Below are 16,968 nucleotides of genomic sequence, written 5' to 3'. Positions count from 1 at the left end.
AATTGATCTAACACCTTATGTACCGGTAATGATTACACCAGATCAATACAAGCAAATTACAGGCAAGGACTATGTCGGTGGCAAAAGCTAGCGGCTATTTTTATGGGGTGAAATTGTGGACGAACAAACAAAAATGCTAATGGAGATCAAGGAAGATATTGCCCAGATTAAGCAACAATTAACTGGCCTACCAAGTACAGATGACAAGGCCGATAAGGCATACAATGCCAGCCAAGATAATGCCAGAGACATTAGCAGTCTAAAGAAAATGGTGTGGTCAATCTGGGGCGTACTTGGTGGGACGATTGGAGTCACCCTATTTGTGTATATCATCGAAAAGTTCTTGTGAGGAGGGGTAAAAATGAAAGATTTAATTGTCCAAATTGCTATTGCAGTGATACCTATTTTGGGTGCATGGGTGGCAAAGGTCCTATTAGCGAATAAACAGGCTTTGACATTGGTGCAAGTGTTGGAACCATTAGCACAAGCAGCTGTTACCGCAGCCGAACAGTTAGGTGTTACTCAGGCAATAACAGGGGCCGTTAAGAAATCGCAAGCAGTAGCTTCTGTTGAAACTCAATTGAAAGCCATGGGATTTACCAAGGTTGATCAGCAGACCATTGAAAATGCAGTTGAGAAGGCCTATAGCGACCTAAAGAACACCATTGAAGCAACCTATCCTAAGGGGGCTTAAGATTGCAATTTAAAACTAAACTAGTACTCACAGGGGTAGCCATTATGGCTGCCTTTTCATTTGCCTTACCGACCCATGTTAAAGCGGCCAAGAATGATATTGGTGTTGACTGGTCAGTGTATCAAGGCAACAAGGGCAAGACAGTTGAGTGTGACCGTTTTGCTATTTCACAAATTGGTGGAACCCAAGGCGGTACAATTTATAACCAGTCAACTTATAGTAGCCAAATCAAAGCGGCTAATGATGACGGGCTTAGAGTCCATAGTTACCTATGGTATGGTGTTGGTGGTAGTTCTGATATTGGTCGCCAAGCACTTGATTATTTCCTGCCACGTATTCAGACACCAAAGGGATCAATTGTGGCACTTGATTACGAGGATGGGGCGAGTGAGTCTGTTGAGGCTAACACTGATGCCATTATTTATGGGATGCAACGGATTGCCCAAGCAGGTTATACCCCGATGCTCTACAGTTACAAGCCTTACATAGTAGCCCACGTTGACTACAATCGAGTACTTAGCCAGTTTCCTAATTCCATTTGGGTTGCTGGTTATCCTGACTACCAAATCCGAGTATTGCCACTATACAGTTACTTTCCAAGCCTCCCCGGTGTAGCTATCTGGCAATTTACCAGCATGCACGCTGTAGGTGGCCTAGATGGCAATGTTGACTTGCTGGGTATAACCGATAATGGTTACTCTAAACAGCCAGCACAAGCGACCACAGTGCCTTCTACACCTTCACAAGTTACATCTAGTGATACAGATTACGCCCAGAATGGCATATTTAGGCCTTCTGTGACACTTAACATTCGCACTGGTGATGACACAAGCTATGCCTCAATTGGTACCTATGCACCCGGTGAAAGCCTCATGTATGACCATGTGTACATCCACAATGGGTATGTATGGGCACGGTATCTTAGCTACTCTGGCAGGTATCATTATATATGCCTAGGTGTTATGGGTGGAGAAAGCTATGGTTCACGTTCTAGCAACTATAGTGCACCGAGTCACACTTATTACACAGTCCGCTCTGGTGACAGCTTCTGGAGCATTGCCAGCAAGTATGGCGTCAACATGTACACATTGGCCGCTAACAATGGCAAGTCAATCTACAGCCTGATCTATCCGGGCGAAAGCCTGTACATCAGGTAACAACTATTGACAAACACTACACATATGGTACTTTAACCTTGTACCAACATTTATCACCTTTTAGCCCTATACTAGTCATGGTAGGGGGCTTTTTTTGTTGGGCAACAATAGTTGTTTTTTCATAACTTTAAAGTTGACAAAATCATCTAGAGAGATCAATCTGATACTGAAAATAATTAGGAGGTTTTTTATGGAAAAGCTGAAATTAAACCGGGGTATGGGTCAACTTGTTTCTCCTCATGGCTATGCACTAGATGCTACCAAGAAATATGTCATCAACTTGGAGAAAGAATCAGAAGAACAAATAAGTATACTAGAGGCTGCAAGAATGTTTGATCTACCGGCAATATTGGATTGGCATAAATGGTTGAAAGATAATGGCTTTGATATTGCTCCTACAAATGACTATGTAAGTAAATTTTTTGGTAAAGAACCACTATGGATTTCTGAGAAATCTCAGGGCATTGTGGTAATGGCAGAGAATGATGATGACTACTACGTTGTTCTTGAATGTTCAAGACAAAATGAAGGCTTTAAATATACACAGATTATCGTAACTCTTGGTGGCTGTTTTTAATATTTCAAGCCTTTGAATATTTGAATTGCTGATAGTTCCCCCTTGCCACAAAAAGTGACTGTGAGTGGCTCTTCACCACCAATTGCATACACAGCCTAGTTATTAGCCCATGATAATCACGTTGCTAATAACCAGCATCCAGTTACCACTCTAGTCCTGCCCAGAGTACCATGTGCATGAGTTTGAGATTTATTTAGCTATTAACTGTGCGGTCTAACTCCTGAAAACACCGCTAATACACATGGCTGGATGACCTCACAGCTAGTTAAAGCTGTCAAGACGTTCCACCCCTACCATTTACCATTTAAAGTCCGGAAGGCCGTAGACACCAAGAATTTGACGATAGGGAACCTGACTGGGATTTCTTACCGGCTGGACTTTATAGCATCGGCTCTAGCTGACCACCTGACTTTATTTCAACCGTGCGCAGGTATGCTGTGGCACGAACATAACAATCATGATACACTTATTTTGTCCTTTCTAGGGGATAAGTATATCGACCCATTGACGTGGGTTGATTGTTTCGGCTATTAAGTTAGCTATAGGCTACTTCGCATTGGCGTGCGGGGTAGCTTTTTTGTTGTCTTCAAGAAATTGAATCAGAGCACCAATAAAGATTCCTGCTAAAGTTGCAAAGCATAAAGCTGCAAGTGTGATTTGATGCATAATTAGCCAAGACACAAAATAAACGATTATTCTCACTTCCCTTACTATGTAGAATAGCCACATACAAAGTGTTATTATTTAACTACAAGAGAAGCATAGCCCATGATTTGAATATTGTCAACTACAAAATGTTTAAAATATTCATTTAGGCTGAGAAGAGGTGAGTACTGTGGTAATGACAGCAAAAGAAGTTCACCAAGGAAGAATTGATAGAGGACTTACACAGGGAGAATTAGCAAAAGAGGTGGGGTTATCAGTTGGATCAATCAATTCATATGAGCACGGCACACGTAGTATCACTAAGGCAGCCGAGTCCAAAATTTCTCTAGCATTCAAGCGTATTAAACCCCTTAATGAACAACCTGCTCAGGCAACTCTTCTAGCTGAGTTGTCGGATGCAAATACTAGATTTCAATGGGAAGGAACGCTTCTTAGGCCTACTGAGGTAGAACTTATTAAAGTTATTGCTAAAACTCTTGTTGATCAGCGTAAATAGTTAGCCCTCTACATAGCCTGCTGGCGATGAAGGGACAAAATTATGGCTTCAATCAGGAGTTACAAACTTGATAGTGGAAAAAGACGGTGGAAGGTATCCGTTTATGTTGGAATTGATCCAAAGACTGGACGTAAGAAGTATGTTGTAAAAGGAGGTAAGCTCACACGACAAGACGCTATTAAAGCAGGGCGTAATTTGGAGAAAGCTGTTCAGAATGGTGAACTCACGGTTGCACCTAACCCTGTTAAAGTTGCAAGAAAGTTTAAGGATGTCTATGAAGAATGGCTAAAATCATACAAGCTCACAGTCAGGGAAAGTTCATGGTCCAAGACTCGTGACTGTTTCAATCTCCATATTTTGCCTGATCTAGGTGACATGTACATTGATAAGATCACCCCACAAGATGTCCAAACTGCGGTGAATAAATGGTTTAAACAGTCTCCAGTGGCATTTAAACGGTACTTTGTTCATATCAACCGAATACTTACCTATGCTGAACTGAGGGACTATATCACACACAATCCTGCAAGACGCATCATCTTGCCACGTGTTCAAGACAAAATTGGCTCCACAAACGACTTCTGGGATAGACGTCAATTGGAAGTATTTTTCAATTGTATTAACCCTGATAGGGAACTTTACAAGTACGTGCTGTTTCGTATCCTAGCTTATGCCGGTTTAAGAATTGGCGAGGCTATGGCGCTTGAATGGGAAGACATTGATTTCAAAAAGCGACTAATTAGTGTCAACAAAACTGTTTCACTCGGTGTGCATGGAAAGCTGATTGTTAATCCGCCAAAAACCAGAGCAAGTAGGCGCGATGTCCCAGTTGATTCAGAAACTATTAATTGGCTAAAGCGATGGCGAATTGAACAACCTGACTATGTATATGGCTATGTCAGGCTTTCAACTCATCACCAACTTCTGTTCACTACTAAGACAGGCAACCGTTTTCGTGTTGATAAACCGCGCATGTGGCTTAGTACCATTATTCGTAACAACAACTTGGCACCGGTTATATCGTTGCATAAGTTTCGTAAAAGCTATATCTCTAATCTTTTGATTGCCGGTGTCGCTGTCAGTACGGTCCAAAAGATGGTCGGACATACCGACCCCAGAATCACCTTGCAAATCTATGCCCGTGTCCATCAGGAACAAGAAGTGGAGGCCGCAGAGAAGCTGGCAGAGTATTTAAAAACCGGTAAAAAATAACTGCTGTAGCTCCACTGGCACAAGGGGTACAGACGACAGGGAAAACATGAGAGATAACATGAGGGAAAACATGGCAAAAGTGCTTGCAATTAGGTGTTTTCAGAAAATCTATTGACAGCTCGAATGCTCATGGTAAAATTGGTTTGAAATTGAATCGGTGATGAGAAAAAGGGTCGCATTTGTACCAAACCCAAGCGAGTCAGGGATAGTGTAAGCCTGATGGTGGTGAATGTGATTGGCGTTTTCGAACCAAATGACAAAGCTGCAGGTAGATTCGGTCTATCTGAAGTAGGGTGGAACCGCGCAGAAGCGTCCCTACGCCATATCTTGGCGTAGGGACGTTTTCATGTATATGGACATTCATCTACCCACGCCAGACTTTGATTCACCGGGAAAGAGGTAATCATGACGACAAAAATGGACATCCAAACGATGATCCAGACGCTTCAAAAATTCTGGGGCGATAAGGGTTGTATGTTGATGCAAGCTTATGATGTTGAAAAAGGAGCCGGTACTATGAGTCCGTATACTTTTTTGCGGGCAATCGGACCGGAGCCTTGGAATGCTGCTTACGTTGAGCCGTCACGCCGCCCAGCTGACGGTCGTTATGGCGAGAATCCGAACCGACTTTTCCAGCACCATCAGTTCCAGGTTGTCATGAAGCCATCGCCAGAAAACATTCAGGATTACTATTTGGATTCACTGGCGGCACTTGGCATTAACCCGTTGGAACACGATATCCGCTTTGTTGAAGATAACTGGGAAAATCCATCCATGGGCTGTGCTGGGGTTGGCTGGGAAGTTTGGCTTGACGGCATGGAAGTCAGTCAATTCACGTATTTTCAAGTGGTTGGCGGTCTTGAAGTTTCGCCGGTGACCAGCGAAATTACCTATGGCGTTGAACGGTTAGCTTCCTATATCCAAGACGTGAACAGTGTCTTTGATCTTGAATGGGGCGATGGCGTTTTATATGGCGATATTTTCAAAGAACCTGAATACGAACACAGTAAATACGCGTTTGAAGTCAGCGATCAAGCTATGCTGCTGAAGTTTTTTGACGCTTATGAAAAAGAAGCGTGGCGCTTGATGGATCTGGGGTTGGTTCACCCGGCTTATGATTACATTCTTAAATGCAGCCATACGTTTAACCTGCTGGATGCGCGTGGGGCGGTTTCGGTGACCGAACGTGCCGGTTATATGAGTCGCATCCGCAAAATGGCGCATAAAGTTGCGCGCGCTTTCGTTGCGGAACGTAAGAAGCTTGGTTTCCCATTGCTGCAGCACAAAACGGAGGTGCAATAACATGACGCATGACTATCTGATTGAAATTGGCCTTGAAGACATGCCGGCCCATGTTGTCACGCCAAGTATTAACCAATTTCACGACAAAACCGTTGCCTTTTTGAAAGCCAATCACCTTGAGCATGGCCAAATTGACCGGTACGCAACCCCGCGTCGGCTTGCGCTGCTGGTGCACGATTTAGCCGCTAAACAGGCAGACGTTGAAACCGATGTTAAAGGTCCGGCCAAGAAAATCGCTCAAGATGCGGATGGTAATTGGACCAAAGCTGCCATCGGATTTTCCCGTGGTCAAGGGATGACACCGGATGACATCGTGTTTAAGACGATTAAAGGCGTTGATTATGTTTATCTGCATAAGGCGATTAAAGGTAAGGATGCTGCCGAAATTTTGCCTGGCATGCTTGATGTCATTAAAAGCCTAACGTTCCCGACGCGAATGAAATGGGGAGCATATGATTTTGAGTACATTCGTCCGATTCATTGGTTAGTGAGTCTGCTAGATGATACCGTTGTGCCGATGAAGTTATTGGATGTTGAAGCAGGGCGGGTCACCCAAGGGCACCGATTCCTCGGTAAGCCAGTGACGCTGCCTAATGCCGATGCTTATGTTGCGGCGTTGAAAGACCAGTTTGTGATTGTAGAACCGGCTGCACGCAAACAGTTGATTCGGGAACAAATCGAGCAAATTGCCACCGATCATCAATGGCAGATCGAACTCGATAGTGACTTATTGGAAGAAGTTAACAATTTAGTAGAATGGCCGACAGCTTTTGCCGGTACGTTTGATCCGAAATATCTGGCAATTCCGGAAGCAGTGCTGATTACGTCAATGAAAGATAACCAGCGTTACTTCTATGCTCGTGATCAGGCAGGCAAAATGGTCAATGCGTTTATTGGCGTGCGTAACGGCAACCACGATCATTTGAACAATGTGATTGCGGGCAACGAAAAAGTGCTAACGGCGCGCTTGGAAGACGCAGCGTTCTTCTATGCCGAAGACCAGAAACGCAGCATTGCTGAAGACGTTGAGCGCCTTAAAGCGGTTAGTTTCCATGACAAAATCAGCTCAATGTACGACAAAATGGCGCGCACCAAAGTCATTGCCGCGTTACTTGCTGATCAATTCGGCTTGACCGCGGACGAAAAAGCTGATCTGGATCGCGCTGCTTCGATCTACAAATTCGATCTTGTCACGTCGATGGTCGGCGAATTTCCTGAATTACAAGGGATTATGGGCGAACATTATGCCCGGCTTGCCGGCGAAAAACCTGCTGTTGCTCAAGCAATTGCGGAACATTATGAACCAATCGCGGCAGACGGTGCCTTACCGCAAAGTCTAGTCGGAACGGTGCTGGCAATTGCCGATAAGCTGGATTCGCTGATGAGTTTCTTTGCCGTTGACTTAATCCCGAGTGGTTCCAACGATCCATATGCGTTGCGGCGTCAGGCATACGGTATTGTGCGCATGATTGCCGAACATGACTGGCCGTTTGCGCTGGCTAGCCTACAGCCGACCATTGCTAAAGCCTTGGCTGAAGCTGATCAAACGAACGGACTTGATTTTGCCGCGCACCAACAAGAACTTAACGATTTCATGATTGATCGGGCCAAGCAGTTGTTGCAAGGTCAAAAGATTCGGCATGATATCGTTGATGCCGTCACTGTTCGCAGCGATGCCGATATTGCCGGTATTTTGGCTGCTGCTAAGCTACTGACCCAGCATGCAGCCGATTCTGATTTCAAGCCGGTAATGGAAGCCTTGGGGCGGGTCTTACGGATTACCGGTAAGCAAACGGTAACGACAGCGGTTGATCCGACTAAGTTTGAAAACCCGACTGAAGGTCAACTACATGACGCAGTGACAACAACTGCCAAAACATTTGCTGCTGAACCGACTGAAGCGGATTATCAAGCATTAAAAGCCTTGGCTAAGCCGATTGATGCCTACTTTGATGCGACGATGGTGATGGCAGATGATAAGACTGTTCGCGAAAATCGCCTTGCTACCTTGCAGCAGCTTGCTAAGTTAATCCGCCAATTTGGTGACGTTAGCCAAGTGATTGTCAAATAGACTTGCTTTTCTTGATTCATCAGGCTATACTATATCTTGCATTATTATGCCGATAGACTATATAAAAGTCGCATTTCACGTCAGAAGTGCGACTTTTTACCGCTATTTCAATCGGTTCAAGTCGTGGTGGCGCAATGATTGCAATGCCATTCGCCATGGGAAGGGAGTGAGCTGATATCGCCGGAATGATTCCTGAGGCCACTATTGATCAAGTCTTAAAAGCGGTCAATATTGCCGATTACATTGGGCAATACGTGCAGTTGCGAAAGACTGGACAGAATCTGTTTGGCCTCTGTCCTTTTCACGAAGAGCACACACCGTCTTTTTCCGTTAATGAATCCAAACAGATTTTTCATTGTTTTTCGTGCGGACGTGGCGGTAATGTTTTCAAGTTTGTCATGGATTATGACAACGCGACCTTTCCTGAGGCAGTTAAAAAGGTAGCCGATTTTGCCGGTATTCCGCTTGACGTCCAAGTGGGTCAGGCAGCACCGGTTGATCCTGAAGTTGCCAAGCAGCAGCACATTCTTCAGGATACTGCTGATCTTTATCATCATATCCTAGTAAATACGGAAAAAGGTGAGGCTGCACTGGCCTACCTGCATAAACGCGGGTTAACCGACGAAACGATTGAAGAATTCCAACTGGGTTATGCACCTGAAGAACGAAATCTATTGGTGGCATTTCTTAATAATCGCCATGTTGAATATCAGGATCAGCGCGCCAGTGGCCTATTTGTTGAAGATCAGGCCGGTAAGTTGTTTGATCGTTTCAATGATCGGGTGATGTTTCCGTTAACGGATGCTAATGGCAAGGTGGTCGGCTTTTCCGGGCGGATTTTACAGTTAGATAAGTCCCAGGCTAAGTATTTAAACAGTCCGGAAACCAAGCTTTTCAACAAGCGGGATATTTTATTTAACCTTCATCGCGCCAAAGCCGAGTTTGGGCGTGATGGTGGCCCGATCCTTTTTGAAGGGTATATGGATGTGATTGCGGCGTATCAAGCTGGTGTTAAAACCGGGATCGCTTCAATGGGAACCAGTTTGACCACGGAACAAGTCGATATCATCAGTCATTTGAGCAAACGGTTAACAGTTTGTTACGATGGTGATGAACCGGGTCAAAAAGCGATTGAACGGGCTGTCACCATGCTGGCTGATCATCCTCGCCTGCAAACGGATGTGGTCGTTTTACCGGATGGCATGGATCCGGATGAGTACATTCGTGCACGGGGAGCAGAAGCCTTTCAAGCACAAGTCAAGTCGGTTTTGACACCAACTGCTTTTATGTTACAATTTCTGGCCCGTGGTGTGGACATGCACAACGATCAGGCCAAGTTGACTTATCTGAATGCGGCCTTACGCATCATTGGCAAAATCAGTGATCCGGTTGCTCGGGCGGTTTACGTCAAACAGCTGGCAGAGACGACCGAGGTGCCCATTGCCGCGCTCAATCAAAGCCTGCCGAGTCCGCAAACCAGGCGACCGGCCGCAGCTCAGCCACCGGTTGCCGATCAACCCGTCCGCCCGCTGGATCGCTACACCGCGGCTCAGCGCCAGTTATTGTACTATGTCTGGCACGATGACCTCGTGATGCAACGCTTGAAAAATGCGACTTTTGTATTTCCAACGCCGTATTTTCAAACACTTTTCACTGGTTGGTTGCGCTTTTTGCATGAACAGCCGGATGGTGAGCTTGCAGGATTTTTGGATCGGGTTAATCCTGAGCTCAGCGGGGTGGCGGCTGATGTCGCGATGCAGTCACTGCCGGAAGCAAGCGAGGCCACGATTGATGAGTTAATCCAGACGATCACATCGGCGTCAACCGTTTCGCGGCTGCAGGCGATTAAACAAGCCATTACCGAGGCACAGCGATTGGGTGACAAACAGAAACAAGGCGAATTAACGGTGCAATATGTGAATCTCATGAAACTTTTGAAGCAACAACAAGGCTAGGGGAGGAACTTTAATGGCTGATAAAAAAACAGCAACTGAAGTAAGCAAGACCACAAAGAAGACAACGGCTGCAGCTTCAACCAAAGCAGCAACCGAAGCAAAGGCTGCGACCAAAAAGACCGCAACCAAGAAAACAACGGCCAAGAAGACTACCGCTAGCAAGAGTCACACAACGACTAAGGCTTATGATGATGCCGTCAAAGCTGTCATCAAAGATTATAAGAAGAAAAAGCAGATCACCGAAGACGATTTAACCTCTAAATTGATCAAGCCGTTTGAGCTAAAGAGTACCGCCATTGATGATTTAATGCAGAAAATCGAAGACAATGGGATCGCGATTGTTGACGAAAATGGCGAACCGGCAACGATCAGCCTCAAGAAGCAAAAGAAGGTTTCCAAGAAGGAAATGAGCGATATGTCCGCGCCATCTGGGGTTAAGATTAATGACCCAGTGCGGATGTATCTTAAGGAAATCGGCCGGGTTTCATTGCTGACCGCTGACGAAGAAGTTGCCCTTGCTTTGAAGATCGAACAAGGCGATCAAGAAGCCAAGCAACGACTGGCCGAAGCTAACTTACGACTGGTGGTCTCCATTGCTAAGCGCTATGTTGGTCGTGGCATGCAGTTTCTGGATTTGATTCAGGAAGGTAACATGGGCTTGATGAAGGCGGTCGAGAAGTTTGATTACCGCAAAGGGTTCAAGTTCTCCACCTACGCCACCTGGTGGATTCGGCAGGCGATCACCCGCGCGATTGCTGACCAAGCCCGGACGATTCGAATTCCTGTTCATATGGTTGAAACCATTAATAAACTGATTCGGATTCAACGTCAACTGCTTCAGGATCTTGGCCGCGAACCAACTCCTGAGGAAATCGGTGCCGAGATGGATATGCCAACCGAAAAAGTCCGCGAAATTTTGAAGATCGCCCAAGAGCCAGTGTCCTTGGAAACGCCAATCGGTGAAGAGGACGATTCACACCTCGGCGACTTCATTGAAGACCAAGACGCTACCAGTCCGGAAGATCACGCTTCCTACGAATTGCTCAAGGAACAGTTGGAGAGCGTGCTTGACACTTTGACTGACCGCGAAGAAAATGTTTTGCGGCTGCGCTTTGGACTTGACGATGGCCGGACGCGCACGCTGGAAGAAGTCGGCAAAGTCTTTGGCGTGACCCGTGAACGCATTCGTCAGATTGAAGCCAAGGCATTGCGGAAACTCCGCCACCCAAGCCGTTCCAAGCAGCTTAAGGATTTTCTTGAATAAGCAACTGACAAAGCCGCTGTCTCATTTGAGATGGCGGCTTTTTGCGACTTGGCGCGGCCGGTCAGATGCTATTTTGAAACACAACCGGCACACAACAAGAATCTGAACCTTTTTAGCGACAATACCAGCATCGTGACATCAGTTTGTTATAATAAAAGCTGTTAATCAGATGAGGGGACAGTAAATTCATGGATCATATACATTTATCAAAACGGCTACAGGCGATTCGCGCGTTTATCGAACCAAACGAGCGCTTAGCCGACATTGGCACGGATCATGCTTTCTTACCGATTGACCTTGTGCAACGCGGCATCATTAAATTCGCCGTTGCCAGTGACATTGGCGCCGGACCCGTTGCAATTGCCAAGCAAAATGTCGCGGACGCTGGTTTGACAGACCAAATCAGCGTCCGCCAAGCAGATGGGTTAGCCGGCATTCACCCTGCTGATGCCATTTCAACTATTGTGATTGCCGGAATGGGTGGCCAGCTCATTACGAACATCCTCGAGGCCGGTCAGCCGCAGTTGGATGGCACCGAGACGCTGGTACTGGCACCTAATCGTCACCAGTACGATGTTCGACTATGGCTAGATAAACACGGTTATGGCATTATCGGTGAACAAATTATAGAAGATGAAGGCCATATTTACGAAATGATGGCAGCAGGCAAAACCAGACCCGATGTACCTTACTCAGAAGCAGACCTGCGCTTTGGTCCGATTCTGCGCCGTCAAAAAAATCCGACTTTCATGAAAAAGATGCACCGTGAAGCCGAAAAAACCGAAGCGGTACTTGAAGGATTAGCCGATGCGAAGATGGTACCATTGGCCAAGATTCGTGAACAGGAGCACCTGCTGGCATTAATTAAGGAGGAATTAAGTGCACATGACAACCGGTAAAGATATTATCAATCGTTTTGAAGACTATGCGCCTTTAAGCCTTGCTATGGAGCGCGATCCCAGTGGCTTACAATTAGGCAACCCTGATCGTCCCGTTAAAACCGTGTTGGTGACCTTAGACGTTCGTCCCGAGGTGGTGGCCGAGGCTGAAACGGTTCATGCTGACATGATCTTTTCCCATCACCCAGCAATGTTTCATTCGGTTCACAATCTGGACTTACGGGTTCCGCAAAATGCGATGTACGCGCAGATTTTAAAAGATGACCTGTTAGTTTATAGCGCCCATACCAATTTGGATCGGGTTCAGGAAGGCATGAATGATTGGCTGGCCGATGCGCTGGGTTTGACTCAAGTCGTGCCGTTTATTAACGAAGGTGAAGGTGCGAATATGGGCCGAATCGGCTTATTGCCTGAATCAGTTCGCCTCGAGGTTTTCGTTGAACAAGTCAAAGCAGCGTATCACGTCAAAGGCTTACGCGTCGTTGCTCGTGACTTGGAGCGGCCGGTTCGAAAAGTTGCAATTCTTGGCGGCGATGGCGGCGATGCCTTCAACGATGCCAAAGAGGCTGGTGCCGATGTCTTCATTACCGGCGATGTTTACTATCACACGGCTCACGATATGCTGGCAGCGGATTTACCTGTGATCGACCCTGGGCATCACATCGAAGCGATCATGAAAGAAAAAGTTGCCGGGTTGATCAACGAATGGGCGGTTGCTGAGGGTTGGGACGTCAAGGCAATTCCATCGAAGTTGTCGACCGATCCGTTTACGTTTATGTAACGGCTAACATTTTTGTAGTCAAGAGAGTCGTCTAATTATCGACTGACCCATTAATTCCGCGCACTTTAAGCAGAAGCGGCGTTGATGAGTTGAGGTGGTTGGACGGCTCTATTTTGTTGTCGTGAAAATCAAGCCTGCAAAGCCGTGATCCGGTGATGAATTCAAAAAAAATACATTGCTTATCAGATCATTAGTTGACCGTTTCACAATATAATGATAGCCTGATGATAATAAAATGAGATCACCAGGCGACTGCTATCCTACATACGCAATGGATGGTTGTTAATATTAAAAGCCATTAAGAATGAAGGATACCATCCGGTTTAACGGCTCGCCGATAGTTAAGATTTCATACTAATAACAAGGAAGCGCTTATGCCTAAAATACTTAAATCCGAAATTGCTTCAAGCCGCGGTAAGCTGACATTAGGACTGGTCTTATTAATATCTTTGGCGTTGAGTGCCAGTGCAGTATACGCTGAAGTCTTTGTTCAGCGCATGATCAACGGCGTGACAGTTCCCGGCAGCGCAAACGTTCTTCACAATTTTTATATTTATCTAGCACTAGGGTTGATATTGTTAGCCGGTCGCACAGTCTTCAGCGCTTTTTCGTATGTGGTTTTTTTGAAAATGACGCACCGGGTACGAAAAGGATACCTCAACTTAATTTCCTTTGGTGATGAAATTCGCGATTCTGAATCCTTTCAAACCGGCGACTTAAATGACCGCCTGACTAAGGACATTGATCAGTGCCGACTTTTTTGCCAGCAAACCTTAATTCCAGTGTGGTCAGATGTGATTCAGGTGATCACGATTATTTGCGTCTTGTTTTTTCAGTCAGTCTTGATCGGGGCAGCTTTTACTGGTTATCTGCTTCTCTCGATTCTCGTTTTAAGGCACGTTAATACCAGTGGCAACGATGTGATCCCTAAGTTGCGAAGAAGGGAAGCAAAGACGGCTGATTTTCTGCAAGATGTTTTTGTTAATAACAATGACGTGGCCCCGATGCAGGCTTCGAATCGCGTCATTGCTTGGTTTAATAAACAGTACGATAAGCTGCTGCCTTTGGAATTACATGCTCAGAGCTTTATTTATCGTTCGTGGATCGCCGCACTTGTGCTGATTGCCTTTTTGGAAGTTACCTCGTTAGCACTGGGCGGGTACAGTTTCCTACGCGGCGTGATCGGGTTGGGGACGGTGTATATGATGATCGATTACGCTACCAGAATTCAAGCACCTTTGGAAAGCATGCAGTTTCACGCGAATAATGTGCAATATCTCAAAGGTGCATTTGCCAACCTTGCTGAATTGGAGCGCAAATTTGTGATGCAATCAGGAAACAGTCCCTATCCTACTAAACCTACTATTCAGCTCCATATTTCAAACTTAAGAAATTTTGATCACCTGGTACTAAAGAAAGTCGATATGGCCATTGCACCGGGACAAATCATTGGGGTGTCCGGTGTGTCCGGTTCGGGGAAAAGTACCCTTGCAAAAGCGATCGTTGGCCTGCAGCACCAGTACGAGGGGCAAATTGACTATTCAAAGACGCCAATTTCAAAAATATCAGCTTCTGAAATGGGAGCGAACGTTGCTTACGTCTCTGTTGACCAATCGCTTTTCCACGTTTCAATTGAGAAGAACTTACAAGGTTTTTCGGCAAATAATGCCACGCAAAATGTCTGGCAACGGCTCAAACAACTTGGTGTGTCGAAAGCTAGGCTAGATTATCTGCGCACAACCTTATCAGCTCAGGTGGGTGAAGCCGGTGAGAACATTGACAAGTTAGCGGATGGGGATCGCCAGCTGCTACTGATATTAAGAGCGCTTTTGCTAGAAAAGGACTTGATTATCCTTGACGAAACCCTGAGCTCACTTGATACGGCTCGATTTGCCGAGGTTTCCCGTTTGCTGCGGCATTACGTGGACACTTTCAAGGTTAAAATGATCCTGATTTCGCATAAAACCAACCGGCTACATTTTGCCGATCATGTCTATGGCATCACAAAGGGTGAATGCGTCTACTTCTCGAAACTAGCAGATTGGGCATCAACCTACGAGGAAGAACAAAATGTTAAAAATTCGCGATCTATTTTTCGACAATAAAAAGCTGATTGCCGCCTTGATCCTATTTTCGTTGATACAGGAATGTGCGCCGCTGGTCATTGGCCTGATTCAAAAGCGGGCCTTTGATGCTTTGGCAAAACATCACGGGTCGCTGTTCTGGCTGACGATTCTGGTGTTCATTGGGGTTGTCATCCTGATCAACCTGTCGCGTCAACGCTATGGCATGCTTGACGCGCGAATCACGTTTAATACCGATAAAACCTTTATCAATAAATTATTTGCAAAACTGCCTGATTTTGGGTCGAAGCATGCCGCCGACCTTCTGAATGTCGTGAATGTTGATTTGCCGTCAATTGACTTTGTTGCCTTGACCATCACCGACTTGTGCGTGAAATTTGCCTTCTTGGTGGGTTCTTTGGTCATTCTGTTTTCATACAGTCAAACGTTGACGGTTGCGGTCATCATCCCACTCATAGTTGTACAAACCGTTATTTTAATTGCTCAAAAATACAATGGTGTCCTGTATGGGCGTGCTAGAAAGGCATCGCTTAACTATTTTAATTTCATGTTTGATCTTATTTCCAACAACCGGTATATGCGCTTCTTGGGGGTACTTCACCCCGAAGCCGAGCTGGATCGCAAGAATAAGCAACAACTCGTCAGTGGTCTGAAGCAGGCGACATATGCGGCATTTTTGACCAATATGATTGCTTTTATTAACATGCTGGCGATTGCATTCACGCTATTGATTGCGAATCAGACTAAGGAGATTTCTCCGGGAACCATTGCCTTATTCCTAACTTATATCGCGCCAGGATTTGACTTTGTGACGATCTCAAATCAAACCCTTGAATTGCTTCAGCGCATCCGCTTTGTTGAAGCTAAAATCGCGCAATTTTTCCAGCGTAAAGGGCGGGATGATGCTGGGTATAACCAGACTCGTGACCGGCTTAAAAAGCAATTTAAGAATAGCTCGGTCGTTTTACGTGGTGGGGATATTCTATGTATAGAAGGGCAAAATGGCAGTGGCAAAAGCAGATTACTTCGCGAACTGGCAAATGAACCTGCCAAATATCTGAATTTGGCGGCTGCCAATTTTAAATCGCCCGACTTTGCGGTAGGTTATCTTCCTGAAAATCCAGCTGTCTTCCATGAGTCTTTGGCGAATAACATCCATTTATTCCCCGGTTTTGCATTTGGGACAACACCAGTTGCCAAATCGCGTTCAGTAGAAAAAGACTTACTGGACATCCTTGGTATTTCCGCGCGGTTCCACACTGACACCCAAATCAATGCTTCAACAATCTCGACTGGCGAAAAGCAACGAATTGCGTTGGCACGGGCCGCACTTAGCAGCCAGCTGCTGATTCTTGACCGCCCATTCGATGTGGTTGACATGGCGCGCGGACAGGCTATCCTAGCATGGTTAAAGGCACATGGATACATCATCGTTCTCACTGCTGATCAACAGTGGGTGAAGCAGCAGGCGACTAATTTGTTTACTGTGTGAGACTTTAAAGAAAGGGAAGAATCTTGAGTTTAGAGAAGGGGATTGATTGTGCGATCTTATTTGCAGTGGCTAAATACGGACTATCACGCTTGAAGCTATGTACCTTGACTGCTAATTGATTTTGTTTGCGCTCGCCTTTATGCCCATAACGCGCTTCCCGGCGCAGAAGTCTGCGTGTAAGGACCTCAGGCGCAATGGCCAGAACCGGGCCATCACACCTGAGGCCACTAGTTCGCCTTTACGCCCATAACGCGCTCCCCGGCGCAGGAATCTGCGTATAAGGACCTTGGTCGCAATGGCCAAAGCCCGGCCATCACG

Annotated in this window: 15 protein-coding genes; all 15 read left to right on the top strand. The window is 45.9% G+C overall.

The genetic code is table 11. The features are described 5' to 3' along the window. Position 1 precedes the first annotated feature (1 nt). The 15 genes from ACWP87_RS01290 to ACWP87_RS01220 all read left to right on the top strand — a co-directional run bounded on the left by ACWP87_RS01290 (position 2) and on the right by ACWP87_RS01220 (position 16,650). On the top strand, positions 2-91 hold the full coding sequence (locus ACWP87_RS01290; protein ID WP_435630693.1) for an XkdX family protein: 90 nt from the start codon (positions 2-4) through the stop codon (positions 89-91). A 24-nt stretch (positions 92-115) separates the two neighbouring features. Continuing rightward, positions 116-349, top strand: coding sequence for a hypothetical protein (locus ACWP87_RS01285; protein ID WP_003579629.1), 234 nt, complete (start codon positions 116-118; stop codon positions 347-349). A 12-nt stretch (positions 350-361) separates the two neighbouring features. Beyond that, positions 362-694 carry a phage holin gene (locus tag ACWP87_RS01280; protein ID WP_014569670.1) on the top strand — a complete coding sequence of 111 codons (333 nt, stop codon included), beginning with the start codon at positions 362-364 and terminating at the stop codon, positions 692-694. 2 nt (positions 695-696) lie between these two features. Then, the gene (locus ACWP87_RS01275) at positions 697-1,851 is read left to right on the top strand and encodes a GH25 family lysozyme (protein WP_014569669.1); all 1,155 of its coding nucleotides are present in this window, start codon (positions 697-699) and stop codon (positions 1,849-1,851) included. Positions 1,852-2,041: 190 nt separating this feature from the next. Then, a complete protein-coding gene (locus tag ACWP87_RS01270; protein ID WP_014569668.1) occupies positions 2,042-2,428 on the top strand; it encodes a hypothetical protein in 387 nt (128 codons plus the stop codon). 841 nt (positions 2,429-3,269) lie between these two features. After that, positions 3,270-3,590 (top strand): helix-turn-helix domain-containing protein, encoded by a 321-nt coding sequence (locus ACWP87_RS01265; RefSeq protein WP_015764956.1) that lies wholly within the window; start codon positions 3,270-3,272, stop codon positions 3,588-3,590. A gap of 42 nt (positions 3,591-3,632) precedes the next feature. Continuing rightward, entirely contained in the window at positions 3,633-4,802 is a 1,170-nt protein-coding gene (locus ACWP87_RS01260; protein ID WP_014569667.1) for a site-specific integrase, read from the top strand. A gap of 405 nt (positions 4,803-5,207) precedes the next feature. Continuing rightward, entirely contained in the window at positions 5,208-6,104 is an 897-nt protein-coding gene (glyQ, locus tag ACWP87_RS01255) for a glycine--tRNA ligase subunit alpha (protein ID WP_005685932.1), read from the top strand. Between the two features lies 1 nt (position 6,105). After that, positions 6,106-8,175 carry a glycine--tRNA ligase subunit beta gene (gene glyS, locus ACWP87_RS01250; RefSeq protein ID WP_014569666.1) on the top strand — a complete coding sequence of 690 codons (2,070 nt, stop codon included), beginning with the start codon at positions 6,106-6,108 and terminating at the stop codon, positions 8,173-8,175. Positions 8,176-8,360: 185 nt separating this feature from the next. Beyond that, positions 8,361-10,130, top strand: coding sequence for a DNA primase (gene dnaG / locus ACWP87_RS01245; protein ID WP_005685928.1), 1,770 nt, complete (start codon positions 8,361-8,363; stop codon positions 10,128-10,130). A 13-nt stretch (positions 10,131-10,143) separates the two neighbouring features. Beyond that, on the top strand, positions 10,144-11,394 hold the full coding sequence (rpoD, locus tag ACWP87_RS01240; RefSeq protein ID WP_005685926.1) for an RNA polymerase sigma factor RpoD: 1,251 nt from the start codon (positions 10,144-10,146) through the stop codon (positions 11,392-11,394). A 188-nt stretch (positions 11,395-11,582) separates the two neighbouring features. Then, on the top strand, positions 11,583-12,293 hold the full coding sequence (locus ACWP87_RS01235; RefSeq protein WP_005685924.1) for a tRNA (adenine(22)-N(1))-methyltransferase: 711 nt from the start codon (positions 11,583-11,585) through the stop codon (positions 12,291-12,293). Continuing rightward, entirely contained in the window at positions 12,280-13,074 is a 795-nt protein-coding gene (locus tag ACWP87_RS01230) for a Nif3-like dinuclear metal center hexameric protein (protein WP_005685922.1), read from the top strand. The genes ACWP87_RS01235 and ACWP87_RS01230 overlap by 14 nt, the downstream gene beginning before the upstream one ends. A gap of 374 nt (positions 13,075-13,448) precedes the next feature. After that, on the top strand, positions 13,449-15,179 hold the full coding sequence (locus ACWP87_RS01225; protein ID WP_005685921.1) for an ATP-binding cassette domain-containing protein: 1,731 nt from the start codon (positions 13,449-13,451) through the stop codon (positions 15,177-15,179). Beyond that, positions 15,145-16,650 (top strand): ABC transporter ATP-binding protein, encoded by a 1,506-nt coding sequence (locus ACWP87_RS01220; protein ID WP_005685919.1) that lies wholly within the window; start codon positions 15,145-15,147, stop codon positions 16,648-16,650. Before ACWP87_RS01225 ends, ACWP87_RS01220 begins: the two co-directional genes overlap by 35 nt. Positions 16,651-16,968 lie beyond the last annotated feature (318 nt).

The organism is Lacticaseibacillus sp. 22 (genome assembly GCF_055413445.1).
This window is presented reverse-complemented; position numbering and strand designations above follow the sequence as displayed.